The sequence below is a fragment of the Agarivorans sp. QJM3NY_30 genome (assembly GCF_050870855.2).
Classification (GTDB): domain Bacteria; phylum Pseudomonadota; class Gammaproteobacteria; order Enterobacterales; family Celerinatantimonadaceae; genus Agarivorans.
On record NZ_CP194038.2, the window covers coordinates 2,056,584 to 2,069,821 of the forward strand.

Genomic DNA, 13,238 nt, shown 5'->3' on the forward strand with positions numbered 1-13,238 from the left:
GCTCGTCGTTTTTTTGTCAGTATTTATTTTTCAGCTTTTGTTGATTGATGATGGTGATAGGTTTCTTTGCGGTGGGTCAGCTGGCTTCGGTAGTTCAATTACGGGGTAAAGCTTTATCAGTTTACCGTCTTTATCTAACAGGCCGCCTTTATCGCAGCAAGCTTGATAAAAGGCAAGGGCTGCCTCCTTGGTTTGCGGTCGACCAAATAAATAGCCTTGAACTTTGTCAAAACCATTCTTGATTAGCCAATTGGCATGCTCTATGGTTTCCACTCCTTCCACTAATATCTCGTAATTTAAGGTGTACATTAATTTACGCATACTGAGTACGATATTCTGAGTCGGTATGGAAGTGATCGCATTATGACCAAATTCTCGGTCGAATTTTATTTTGTCACAGGCTAGATTACTTAAATAACTGAGTGAGGTGAAGCCTTTACCAAAATCATCGAAGGCAACTCTAATGCCAGCGCCTCGAATCTCCTTGAGTTGATTTTTTACTTGGGGATAGTTTTGTACCGCGACACTCTCGGTAATTTCCAGTTCTAGTAAGTTATTTCCAGGACTAATGGTCCTATATTTACTAATTAGTTTTTGAGCAAAGAGTTTGTCTTCAAACTGGTGGCCGCTAATGTTAAAAGCAACGGTGAGGCCTTGGTAACCAAGAGCATTGAATTCTTCTAACAGTGCCAAAGATTTATCGATGACCCAATAGCCCAGAGGCAGGATGTGACGACCGGATTCGACAATATCTAAGAACTGGCCTGGGTTCATTAAACCTTGGGTCGGGTGATTCCAGCGAAGTAGCAATTCAAAACCAGTTATTTTCTGTTGTTGCATCGATACTTGAGGCTGCAAGAACAGTTCCAGTTCATTGTTACTCATTGCATTTTGAAATTGGTTTTCAATGGTGAACACCATGTCGTTGTTGCGTGCTAATTCGATATCAAAGTGAGTACAGCAATTGCGGCCCTTTCGTTTGGAAGAGTACATGGCTAGGTCAGCATATTTTACCAACAACTGTGGCTCATACTCGGCCTGTTTCGCAGTCGCGATCCCAATACTGAGGGTGACCCGCATCGACACTCCGGAAATTGTAATATCCCGAGATATTTCTCGCGCCAAGCTATAGGCGTAACCTAATACACTGTCTTTATCCTGTTGATTGACTAAGAGGGTGAATTCATCACCACCAAGGCGAAAGGTGTTGGAGGCAAATTGACTTAAACGTAAGATCCGTTTAGCGACTTGAATTAAAAGCAAATCGCCAAAGTCGTGGCCGAGTGTGTCGTTAATTGTTTTAAAGTTGTCGAGGTCTATATAGATGAGGCAGAGCTCTTCGTCTTTTTGTTCAGCGTTTTTTAGGGCCTTGGTTAAGTGTTGTAAGAAGGCACTGCGATTCGGTAATTCGGTCAATGGATCTTCCATTGCCATTTTTTCGAGCACTTTTGTATTCGCAGCAATGTTGGTTCGCATTTCAGTAAAGCTATTGGCTAGCTGAATAGAGATCGAATCTAAGGCATCAAACTCATCATTGAATAGGTGGATATGCTTTTGTGGCTGGTATCCCTTGCCTTCCAATATGCTCGGTAAGTGAGTGGTATGGTAACGTAAACTTTTGACGGGACGGCGCATCAGCAGTAAGCCTATGGAGATACTTAAAAGCATGGTAAACAGCAATAGCAGTGCGAGTTTATTGCGGAAGTCGGTGAGCTGAGAGACTTGCTCACTCCAATCTTTAAGTACCACTAGTTTTAGACTATTCGAAGCACTGTCTTGGATTGAGTAAAGTTTGCCGACAATGGTTTTGTCTTCAACCATAAAGGTTAAATCATCGTGGTTACGGTATTCTATTGCACTGTCAAACCATTTTTGACTCAGTACTTGAGTATTGGTTGCGAGTAGCACGCTTTTGTAGATCGGTCGGTCAACATCAACGATCGCCAATTCTATGTCATCGAGTTGAGTTACATTGATGAGTGCATCGGCCAATTCTAATTGAAATGCCAGAACCCCTAGTTCAGCACTGCGAGTTCGCACCGGGAGTGAAACCCAGAGAAAACATCGTTCTTCACATTCGAGTAATTTCATCGGTTTCGTGTGTATTGTGACCTGTTCGAGTAAGCTTTTAGGTGGCATTATTTCTGGCAAGCTACAAGAATAATTGTCGAGATCGTATACGGTGCAACCATTTACAATGGGAAGTAGCCACTGTAATTCAGGTAATTGTTGGCTTAAATAGTGATCCAACTGAACCATATTCTCAGCCTTGCTAAACAAGGTTTGGGTTTCAAAAATGTAGGTGATGCTGTCACTTAAGCGGTCAATTTGGTCTTTAAATTCCAATGCATAGTTATCAAGATAACTTTGTTTTAATTGAGTTTGTTGATGTTTGTTGTGCTCCATGGCTGTCAAGCCAAAGATAGAGACGACTACGCCAGCAGCTAATACCCATATCAAGGTTAGTTTCAGTCTTACACTGATATAGCGATTTTTAATATCAATTAATGGGAATTTACGGAGCTTCATTGACCATCCCGATGTTTATTATTTTTACTGCGTGGTAAAACAGTCGCCACTTTAATTTATTAAGCATAGAGTTAATTGTCAAAAACGATAACTAAGTTGTATCGCGAATAAGCGCCAATAACGTTCTGGGTTGTTGACTGCGTTTGAATTTAGATCGTTAACTGGGGGGATCATGGAGGTTCCCGTGAGCCAGTGGTGTTCTATTTTTAGTTGGAAATGCTGATGAAAATTCCAGCTAGCTCCGAGGGCTAAATCATCGATATCCCTTAGGTTAGGAGTGATATCCGCATCAACAAAATGGCTATTATCGTAGCGTGCAAACAGGCTCCATTGAGGAGTCAACATGTAAATACCTTGAAGATAATAGGTATTCATATCGATACTGCCGTCAAAATTAGACGCTAAGCCTTGGGCCATAGCATTTTTCCCTTTTGCATAGGTACCACCTCGACGTAGGCTGTATTCAGCCGTGAGTTCATATTTTTTTTGAGCATACTGTAAAGAGAGTATGTACTGGTCAAGGTCGATAAAAAAATCAAAGGGTGCATAAACTAATTCACCATTAGGAGGAATTGGGATGGCAAGGTTAATCGCATCGATAAGTTGAGTTTTTAAGCGTCGATAGTCGAAGGCCACGGACCAATTGGCATTAGGTTGGATGGATAAATGCAGTGATGTGTTCCAATCGGCGGTGAATTTACCTTCTTGACTTCGCCCAAAAAAACGTCGGCTAAAGCTTTCATCGAAGGCTTCTTTGCCAATTGATGCAGCAAAATTGTATTGTTGCCCAGAAGGGCTGAAATAATCGATATCCATACGGAGTCCATCTGCACGTAAGCTTTGTTCTTTAAAAACATGCGGATAAACAGAAAATGGCAAGATAATACTTGGTCGGGTAAACGGAACATCGCGAGTTGCACCGTAAATGCCATTGGCGAGCTTAAAGCGTCCTAACTTAAATGCCAGAGCCCAGTCTTCGCTGGTTTGTGGTTGATAGTTTAGGCTAAGGTAATCGATTGCAAGGCCTGTTTCAAACCAATCCCCACTCTCACGAGCAATCAATAAACCTGACAGCGACCAACGAGGATCGATGTACCAATAGCCATGTAAACCGGCCTCATATAGAGGGCCACTATCACCGGAATTATAGCCATAGTAATTATTTGCACTTACATCGATATAACTGGCAGAGATAAACCCCCCCCAGTATATTTTCGCTTGTGCGAAAGAAACAGGAAGTAAGGTTAGTAAGCTAGTCAAGATTAAAAGAATGAAGTTCTTCATTTTCCACCTCTTGGCTGGCATACCCAATGGCATTAGGATTTAGCTTAATCATATTTAACATGTCATGCTCGGTAGATACAACGATGGGGGCGATGGCGGTACCTGTATAAATTTGTCTCTCCCAGATACGGCTTAATTGATAAGGAAATAATTTAAGGGCATCTAAACAAAAGTCTTTGTGTAAGTCGCTGTTGTTTTCCATAACCACGACTTGAATAGCTCGTCCATTGGACCAATTTTTTTGACGTAAGGAGAAAATTGAACGAATGCTCTTAGGCGTCACTTCTGTTTGATGACTGGGATTACTCACAATCCAAGTTTGGGCATCAATGGCGAAGCTTAAACTGAATAAGCTACAGAACACCATTGTTCTTGTTGCTACCCATATATGTCTCATGAGCAGACTGATAAGTGGCCAACAAATTGCTGTCATAACCTTCCATGGAATACTATTGATAATTTATTCATCTATACAAATATAGGCTGATTTTATCAGCTCGTTAACTTTAGTGATAAATAGTTGTTTATGGCTCACAAATGAACAGTAGAACCGAGACTATCAAAGGTTATTTATCGATGGGTATCAAAAATAATAATAATAGAGTTACTATATTAACTATCTAGTCAGTATTTGACTTGGTGCAAGATGTAAAGTCAATGCTACGACTAGGATTAAGATCCATGTTATGTAAAGATTGCTTTGCTCTTGCAGCCTATTATCACCTTAATTATCAGTATGATAAGGCGCTTTAAGTTCGATGGAGAGGAAGATAATGCTAGGCTTGTCGCGTTTATCGAGTTTATCATTGCAATGTATATTACTTTATAGGGATAACGATGGCCGGTCATAGTAAATGGGCAAATATAAAACACCGCAAAGCTGCTCAAGATGCTAAACGCGGGAAAATTTTTACAAAATTTATTCGAGAACTTACGGTCGCAGCCAGAGAAGGGGGCTCCGATCCCGATGCGAACCCTCGATTAAGAGCCGCAATTGATAAAGCGCTATCTAATAATATGACTCGGGACACTGTGAATCGGGCGGTACAACGTGGAGCTGGTGAGCTTGATGGACAACAACTGGAAACGGTTATCTATGAAGGTTATGGGCCAGGAGGTACTGCGGTCCTAGTGGAAACGATGACCGATAATCGAAATCGTACTGTATCAAGTGTGAGACATGCTTTTAGTAAGAGTGGTGGGAACTTAGGTACTGACGGAAGTGTTGCATATTTATTCGAGAAAAAAGGTATTATTTGTTTTACGGCAGGCAGCGACGAAGAACGGATTATTGAGGTCGCGTTAGACAGTGGTGCGGAAGATATTCAGAGTCACGATGACGGAAGCATTGACGTAATCACTTCCCCCAATGAGTTTGGGACAGTGAAAGATGCGTTCGATGCGATTGGATTTATCGCAGAAAATGCCGAAGTGACAATGATCGCTTCTGTTCAAGCTGAATTAGATGCGACCACCGCGCCTAAACTATTACGTTTAATTGACATGTTAGAAGACGACGACGATGTTCAAGAGGTTTATCATAATGGGGATATTTCTGATGATGTTGCGGCACAGTTATAAGTTATTGTGAGTATAATTTTAGGCATCGATCCAGGCTCTCGGATTACGGGTTATGGTTTAGTTCAGCAAGTACATGGGAAAATAACTTACTTGGGCAGTGGTTGTATTCGTATTAAAGCGGAGGCATTACCATTACGATTAAAGCAAATTCATGCGGGTGTGAGCGAAATAATTGAACAATTCACTCCTGACGAGTTTGCGATTGAACAAGTATTTATGGCCAAAAATGCCGATTCGGCATTGAAGCTTGGTCAAGCGCGAGGGGCTGCAATTGTTGCAGCAGTTTCTCGTGACATCCCAGTATCGGAATACTCGGCTCGGCAAATCAAGCAAGCCGTAGTGGGTACTGGTGCGGCAGATAAATCACAGGTTCAACATATGGTAACCCAGCTATTAAGTTTGTCGGCTAGCCCTCAAGCCGATGCAGCAGATGCTTTGGCAGTCGCTTTGTGTCATTGTCATACTCGGCAAAGTTTAATTAGTATGGCTGGTAAAGTAACTGGTACTGTTCGGCGCCGTTTACGGTAAGTGATTGATTAAAAAAGCAGCGACCTGCAGTTTTTTTGTTAAAAATACTCCAGGTCGAATTGAAACACGAAAAATTGACCCAATATAGCTGATAGAGTCTATTAGCTAAGGTAAAGAGGACGACATGACCTTAGAGCGTTCAGAACGATTTGAAATTCCTGTATTGCCGCTACGTGATGTAGTGGTATATCCACACATGGTTATTCCACTATTTGTTGGTCGTGAAAAGTCTATTCGTTGCTTAGAAAGCGCGATGAACCAAGACAAACAAGTCTTATTAGTGGCGCAAAAAGATGCAAGTAATGATAATCCACAAGTGGAAGACTTATACACTGTAGGCACGGTGGCTAATATTCTGCAGCTCTTAAAACTGCCTGACGGCACTGTAAAAGTGTTGGTTGAAGGTAGTCAACGGGCTAAGTTAGAAGAAATTATTCAAGAAGACGAGTACTATGTGGCCTCTGCTGAGTATGTTGTCTCTGTGCTGCCTGATGAGAAAGAGCAAGAAGTTATGGTTCGTTCAGCGATTAGCCAATTTGAAGGTTACATCAAGCTGAACAAAAAAATTCCACCTGAAGTATTAACCTCAGTCTCTGGAATTGATGATGCTGCACGTCTAGCGGATACCATGGCTGCGCATATGCCGTTGAAGCTTGAAGATAAGCAATCAGTATTAGAGCTCTCTAGTATCCCCGAGCGACTCGAATATTTGATGGCCATGATGGAGTCAGAGATTGATTTGTTGCAGGTTGAGAAAAAAATTCGAGGCCGTGTTAAGAAGCAAATGGAAAAGAGCCAGCGCGAATATTATTTGAATGAGCAAATGAAGGCGATTCAAAAAGAGCTGGGTGAATCTGAAGATGGTCAAGATGAATTTGAACAGCTTTCTTTGCGGATTGACGAAGCTCGCATGCCCAAGGAAGCCAAAGAAAAAACTTTGGCCGAATTAAATAAGTTGAAAATGATGTCGCCCATGTCAGCTGAAGCGACCGTGGTGCGTGGTTATGTTGATTGGATGCTCAGTGTTCCTTGGGTAAAACGCTCCAAAGTTAAACGTGATTTAGCCAAAGCTGAGGAAGTACTGAATCAAGACCACTATGGTTTAGAAAAAGTTAAAGAGCGCATTTTGGAATACTTGGCGGTGCAAAGCCGAGTGAACAAATTGAAAGGACCCATTTTATGCTTAGTGGGGCCTCCTGGCGTAGGTAAGACCTCCTTAGGCCAATCGATTGCTAAGTCCACCGGGCGTAAGTACGTTCGTATGGCTTTAGGTGGCGTTCGCGATGAAGCCGAAATTCGTGGGCATCGTAGAACTTATATTGGTTCTATGCCGGGTAAGTTGATTCAAAAAATGTCGAAGGTTGCGGTGAAAAACCCACTTTTCTTGTTGGATGAAATCGACAAAATGGCCTCTGATATGCGTGGCGATCCTGCTTCTGCGCTACTCGAAGTTCTCGATCCGGAGCAAAACAATAGTTTTAACGATCACTATCTAGAAGTTGACTACGACCTTTCTGATGTCATGTTTGTGGCAACTTCAAACTCAATGAATATTCCGGGTCCTTTGCTCGATCGAATGGAAGTGATTCGGCTATCGGGTTATACCGAGGATGAAAAGCTTAATATTGCCAAACAGCACCTCATTAGTAAGCAAATTAAGCGCAATGGTTTGAAAGAGCATGAGATCGTCATTGACGATAGTGCCATTATTGGCATTATCCGTTATTACACCCGAGAAGCTGGGGTTCGTAACTTAGAACGCGAGATTTCTAAGTTATGCCGTAAAGCGGTAAAAGAAATTTTGTTGGATAAATCGATCAAGAAAGTCGAAATTAGCCAAAAGAATCTCAGTCAGTATTTAGGTGTGCAACGCTGCGATTATGGTAAAGCCGATGAGAATAACCGTGTGGGTATGGTCACAGGCCTTGCATGGACTGAAGTTGGTGGGGATCTACTTACCATCGAAACCGCCTCTGTTCCGGGTAAAGGCAAGTTAACTTATACCGGTTCCTTGGGTGACGTGATGCAGGAGTCAATTCAAGCTGCGATGACAGTGGTTCGTTCGAGAGCCGATAAATGGCGGATCAATAGTGATTTTTATGAGAAGCGCGATATCCATGTGCATGTTCCTGAAGGTGCAACTCCAAAGGATGGACCAAGTGCGGGTGTCGCAATGTGTACTGCTTTGGTGTCTAGTTTAACGGGAAATCCAGTGAAAGCCGAAGTTGCGATGACTGGCGAAATTACCTTACGCGGAGAAGTATTGCCGATTGGTGGTTTAAAAGAGAAACTGTTGGCAGCTCACCGTGGTGGAATTAAAACGGTGCTTATTCCAAAGGAAAATGAACGAGATCTGGAAGAAATACCACAAAATGTCATTGGAGACTTAAAAATCATCCCAGTGCGCTGGATTGAGCAGGTGTTAGAAGCTGCTTTAGAGCAAAATCCTGAAGCCTTTGAGGTAAAAGCTTGAGTCAATGCAAATAAACGCAATTCAATCGTAAAATAATTCTTGCCAGCCTTGTTTAAGGGCTATAGCCTAAGGCTGGCATATAAGCCGTTATGACAAATTAATAGTATATAAATTAACTAACTGTAGACTGACTAGCCTGGTTCTGAGCCGCAAATAATAGGGAACTTTTCCCGCGGTAAAATGAAAAGGAATAACAACAAGGGGAACCCATTGTGAATAAAGCTCAACTCGTAGACAAAATCGCTGAAGGTGCAGATATTTCTAAGGCCGCTGCCGGTCGTGCTCTTGATTCTTTTATCGAAGCTATTTCTGATTCGTTGAAAGAAGGCGATAATGTTGCCTTAGTAGGTTTTGGTACTTTTCAAGTGAAAGAACGTTCGGCTCGTACTGGCCGTAACCCACAAACCGGTGCAGAAATTCAAATTGCCGCTGCTAACGTACCTTCGTTTAAAGCCGGCAAAGCGTTGAAAGACGCAGTAAACTAATTGTCAGCTGTAGATTGATTTGCGGTCTGTCAAAGGCGCATCCTACGATGCGCTTTTTCATTATTTATGTGGTAAAGAGTAACTAAGCATGTTGGAAAAGCTCCGTGAAGGAAGCCAAGGTCCGGTAGCCAAGATCATCCTCGGTCTGGTCATTTTATCTTTTGCACTGGCTGGTGTTGGTAGTTATATTGCGAGTCCAAGCGAACAATTAGCAGCAACCGTGAATGGCGAATCAATTAGTCGTGCCGAATTTGATAAAGCCTATCAAAATGAACGGGCGCGATTAGAAAATCAATTTGGTGACGCCTTTAATCAATTAGCCGCTGACCCAAGCTATATGGCCCAATTTAGAAATAACGTGTTAGACCGTATGGTGTCAGAACGTTTACTTGATCAAGCCGCTGAACAGTATGGACTCAGAATCAGTGATGCACAGCTTAAGTCGCAAATTCTCAAAATGCCAGAGTTCCAAGTTGACGGGCGTTTTGATAATGACCGCTATTTAGCGGTACTTTCTCGAGCACATTTTCAGCCGAGTCAATTTCGCGATATGATGCGTAATGACTTGACTCGTCAACAGTTGCAAAACGCTTTATTAGGCAGTGAGTTTGCGTTACCGAGTGAAGCAGAGCTACTGGCGAAGTTAAATCAACAAACTCGTGATGTTCGCTATGTGACGATCCCAACTGCAAATTTCGTTGCGGCAGAGAAGCCTTCAAGCGAAGATTTAAAGGCTTATTATCAAGCACATAAAGATAGCTTCAAAACAGAAGAGTCGGTTGATGTTGAGTATATTTTAGTTGATGCTGATGAATTGGCTAAAACTATCGCAGTAAGTCCTGAGGAAATAGATCAATTCTATAAGGCAAATAGTCAAACTTATACTCAGCCAGAAAAGCGTAAAGTTGCCCATATTTTGGTTAATTTTGGTGACGACGAAACCGCTGCGCTAACAAAAGCAGAACAGTTATTAGCCAAACTCAATCAAGGTGAAGATTTTGCGGCCTTAGCTGCAGAGTCATCCGACGATAGCTTTAGTGGTGAAAAAGGCGGTGAGCTTGATTGGTTCGAAAGTGGAGTGATGGACCCAGCATTTGATGAGGCCGCCTTCGCGCTTGCACAGAAAGGCGATGTGAGTCCAATTGTTAAATCCGCTTTTGGTTACCATTTAATTAAGTTGCTTGATGTACAAACTGCACAAGTGAAGCCGCTCGACCAAGTGAGTGAGCAAATCAGCCAACAATTACGACATGAAAAGGCACAAACAGCGTTTTATGAACAAGCGCAAAAAGTGGCTGAGCTGTCTTTTGAAGTTCCTGATTCTTTAGTTGAAGTGGCTAGCGAGACAGGCCTTAAGCTTGAAACGGTTAAGGGTTTAAGTCGTACTAATGCAAATGCAGTTTTAGGGCAAGCGCAGGTGATAAGTAAGCTATTCGACCCAGAATTTATTGCTGAAGGTTTAAATAGTGATGTTATTCAACTGGCGGATAATAGCTCTGTAGTGGTTCGTGTTACTGGGCATTCGGCGGCGACCGTGAAACCTTTCGAAGTCGTTGAATCGCAAATTGCCAGTAATTTAACCCAAACTAGAGCGACTCAAGCAGCCCAAGCATATGCTGACAAGTTGATTGCTGCGCTAAAATCTGGTGAAGGCTTAGATGATTTGCTTTATCAGCAACACTTACAGTTTACGACTAAGAGTCAATTGACTCGGGATAGCCAAGAGTTAGAGCCGCAAGTTATTCGGCATTTATTTATGATGGCTAAGCCGTTAGCGCAGAAAGTTGCCGGGCGAATAAGCACAATGAATGGTGATCAGCTAGTATTACAGCTTACCGCTGTCAATGAGGTGGAAACCGTAGAAAGCACAGAGACTCAACGTTGGTTACAACAGCTGGCCAGCATTAAAACAGAAGCGAGTTACCAAACCTTGATTGACTTATTAAAGAGTAAAGCAGAGATTAAAACTTTGCTGTAAACCTTATGTTGAGTTAACAAGCGAATAGAAGGGCGGTTTCGCCCTTTTTATTTATCGGAGACGTTGGTGAAAAAATCCTTAGTATTAATTTCGGCTTTGGTGGTTATCGCCCTAGGGGTGTTAGCATTTTTGTATTTTTCTTATCCTGAGTTAGTTGGAGCAAAGCGAAGAGTGACGATTAATCCTTTAATCGGAACTTGGGAATCTGAGCAGGCATTTTATGGCAAGAAAGATCGCTTGGTATTTGATCAAATAGGACAGCTAAAGTCTGGGAGTCGGGTCGCCACTCAATACGAAATCAAAGGTGAACGCGTGATCGTCACTTCGGCAGACAAAGTGGTAGAGTATAAAATCGCAAAAGACGGTTTATATCTTGATGCTTATTTACCGAGAGCGGGTCGAGTGAGATATAACAAGGTGAATAAATAACATAAATTGAACTCGGGATAATCAATCGCTTGATGACGTTGGTATTACTCTTTCTATATTCCGAATTCTGTTTAAAGTTAAAGAATAAAGAGCCGCTCAATTGTTGGGCGGCTCTTTTGTCATTAGGCGACTTCAATCACGTTGAAAGGAACCAAGGTATTTACGTCTGCCTCATAGTCAATTCCGGCAATACCAAAACCAAATAGTTTCAAAAACTCGGCTTTATAGTAGTCGTAATCCGTATGTTGACGCAGGTTTTCGGTGGTGATTTGTGGCCATAAATCAACACAAGCTTGTTGAATATCTTCGGCTAACTCCCAATCATCAAGACGTAAGCGATTGCTCTCATCAAGCTCTGGAGCATTGCCGTCTGTACGATAGAGGCGTTGACTAAACATCCGATAGATTTGTTCCATACAGCCTTCATGAACGCCTTTTTGTTTCATGATCTTAAACACCATTGAGATGTAAAGTGGCATCACAGGGATCGCTGAGCTAGCTTGAGTCACGACACTCTTCAGTACTGCAACGTTGGCGCTGCCATCACGTGTGGCTAATTTTTCATTTAAAGATACGGCGGCACGATCTAAATCCATTTTGGCTTTACCCAAAGCGCCATCCCAGTAAATTGGCCAAGTTAATGCGGTGCCAATATAACTATAGGCAACGGTTTTACAGCCTTGGGCGAGTACGCCCGCTTCATCCAGCGCTTTAATCCAAAGCTCCCAGTCTTCGCCACCCATTACCGTGATTGTATCTGCGATCTCTTGTTCTGTCGCAGGCTCAACACTGGTTTCAATAATGGTATCTTTATTGGTATCTACGGCGGTTGCGCTGTAGGTTTCACCAATAGGTTTTAGGCTGGAGCGTATTAGTTCTCCGGTATCTGGGAGCTTCCTTACTGGAGACGCTAAGGAATAAACTACTAAGTCAATTTGTCCTAGATCTTGCTTAATCAAGTCAACAGCTGCCTGCTTGGCTTGATGTGAGAAGGCATCACCATTAATGCTTTTGGCATATAAACCAGCTTCGTGAGCTTTTTGATCGAAGGCCGCAGCATTATACCAACCAGCAGTTCCTGGTTTCTTTTCTGTTGCTGCTTTCTCAAAGAAAACACCAATGGTTGCGGCGCCATTGCCGAAGGCCGCTGCGATACGTGAAGATAAACCATAACCGCTGGATGACCCGACAACCAATACTCTTTTTGGCCCATTTTTTATTGGGCCTTGCTGTTTGGTGTAGTCAATTTGCTCTTGGACATTGGCAGCACAACCAAGCGGATGGGTGGTTGTACAAATAAAACCACGGATCTTAGGTTTGATAATCATATTCGTTCCTTAAAGTCACCCAAAGAGGGGGAAGTAGTTTGTTTCATCACTATTTTTTATGCGCCGATTTTAGCACGTTTGTTTATAAAGTGGCATGGCAGCGGGCTGATCAGAGCAGTTGCCTAAAATATTCTGAAGAAAGGTAGATTTGGTTTATTTAAGGTGCTCTTACTGATTATTACAATGCGTCACGCTGGCTTATTGAGTACCAATTACGCGCGTGTACTATCGTCTATTATTATGACATTTATGACTTTAAACTTTGGGTTGGTAGGTAATAGAATTTCTCAATTTATATACTTTGATTTTACTCATGGCTGCGGGTCGTTTTGCAGCTACGCATACAAAGATATGAGTGGTGGACTTATAGCCGCTATTGGTGAGTTCAAGCAAACTTAAAACGATGGCCGACGATTCATAGGCAAAGGAGTTAAACAGCCGAAGATAATTGCCTTTGAAAAGCGAAAGCCCGTCGCTGATTAGGCGACGGGCTTTAATGTGGTCGGTACGAGAGGATTTGAACCTCCGACCCCTGACACCCCATGACAGTGCGCTACCAAGCTGCGCTACGTACCGATTTGAGCTGTGAATTTACTTAGGTATCGGTCCGCTGTCAATACACG

General features: G+C 42.5%; 10 protein-coding genes and 1 tRNA gene. 6 read left to right on the forward strand and 5 right to left on the reverse strand.

Going from position 1 to position 13,238, the window contains the following annotated elements; all coding sequences use genetic code 11:
- Positions 1-30: 30 nt before the first annotated feature.
- The 3 genes from ACRRSX_RS09490 to ACRRSX_RS09500 all read right to left on the reverse strand — a co-directional run bounded on the left by ACRRSX_RS09490 (position 31) and on the right by ACRRSX_RS09500 (position 4,246).
- On the reverse strand, positions 31-2,529 hold the full coding sequence (locus ACRRSX_RS09490) for a putative bifunctional diguanylate cyclase/phosphodiesterase (protein WP_432453447.1): 2,499 nt from the start codon (positions 2,527-2,529) through the stop codon (positions 31-33).
- A gap of 78 nt (positions 2,530-2,607) precedes the next feature.
- Positions 2,608-3,813, reverse strand: coding sequence for a hypothetical protein (locus tag ACRRSX_RS09495; protein WP_432453446.1), 1,206 nt, complete (start codon positions 3,811-3,813; stop codon positions 2,608-2,610).
- Positions 3,782-4,246: a hypothetical protein gene (locus tag ACRRSX_RS09500; RefSeq protein WP_432453445.1), complete on the reverse strand. Its 465-nt coding sequence runs from the start codon at positions 4,244-4,246 to the stop codon at positions 3,782-3,784. Before ACRRSX_RS09500 ends, ACRRSX_RS09495 begins: the two co-directional genes overlap by 32 nt.
- A gap of 404 nt (positions 4,247-4,650) precedes the next feature.
- Here ACRRSX_RS09500 and ACRRSX_RS09505 point away from each other — a divergent pair, with 404 nt between their 5' ends.
- The 6 genes from ACRRSX_RS09505 to ACRRSX_RS09530 all read left to right on the forward strand — a co-directional run bounded on the left by ACRRSX_RS09505 (position 4,651) and on the right by ACRRSX_RS09530 (position 11,287).
- Complete coding sequence (locus tag ACRRSX_RS09505) at positions 4,651-5,394, forward strand: YebC/PmpR family DNA-binding transcriptional regulator (protein WP_432453444.1); 744 nt, start codon at positions 4,651-4,653, stop codon at positions 5,392-5,394.
- Between the two features lie 6 nt (positions 5,395-5,400).
- Positions 5,401-5,922 carry a crossover junction endodeoxyribonuclease RuvC gene (gene ruvC / locus ACRRSX_RS09510; protein WP_432453443.1) on the forward strand — a complete coding sequence of 174 codons (522 nt, stop codon included), beginning with the start codon at positions 5,401-5,403 and terminating at the stop codon, positions 5,920-5,922.
- Between the two features lie 124 nt (positions 5,923-6,046).
- The gene (gene lon, locus ACRRSX_RS09515) at positions 6,047-8,395 is read left to right on the forward strand and encodes an endopeptidase La (protein ID WP_432453442.1); all 2,349 of its coding nucleotides are present in this window, start codon (positions 6,047-6,049) and stop codon (positions 8,393-8,395) included.
- Positions 8,396-8,607: 212 nt separating this feature from the next.
- Positions 8,608-8,880, forward strand: a complete 273-nt coding sequence (hupB, locus tag ACRRSX_RS09520) for a nucleoid-associated protein HU-beta (RefSeq protein WP_432453441.1) — start codon at positions 8,608-8,610, stop codon at positions 8,878-8,880.
- Between the two features lie 88 nt (positions 8,881-8,968).
- Positions 8,969-10,858: a peptidylprolyl isomerase gene (gene ppiD / locus ACRRSX_RS09525; RefSeq protein WP_432453440.1), complete on the forward strand. Its 1,890-nt coding sequence runs from the start codon at positions 8,969-8,971 to the stop codon at positions 10,856-10,858.
- Between the two features lie 66 nt (positions 10,859-10,924).
- Entirely contained in the window at positions 10,925-11,287 is a 363-nt protein-coding gene (locus ACRRSX_RS09530) for a hypothetical protein (RefSeq protein WP_432453439.1), read from the forward strand.
- A 122-nt stretch (positions 11,288-11,409) separates the two neighbouring features.
- Here ACRRSX_RS09530 and fabV read toward each other — a convergent pair whose 3' ends face one another.
- Both fabV and ACRRSX_RS09540 read right to left on the reverse strand, forming a co-directional pair.
- On the reverse strand, positions 11,410-12,615 hold the full coding sequence (gene fabV / locus ACRRSX_RS09535; RefSeq protein ID WP_432453438.1) for an enoyl-ACP reductase FabV: 1,206 nt from the start codon (positions 12,613-12,615) through the stop codon (positions 11,410-11,412).
- A 499-nt stretch (positions 12,616-13,114) separates the two neighbouring features.
- Positions 13,115-13,191: transfer RNA gene (locus ACRRSX_RS09540), tRNA-Pro, on the reverse strand.
- Positions 13,192-13,238: the final 47 nt, after the last annotated feature.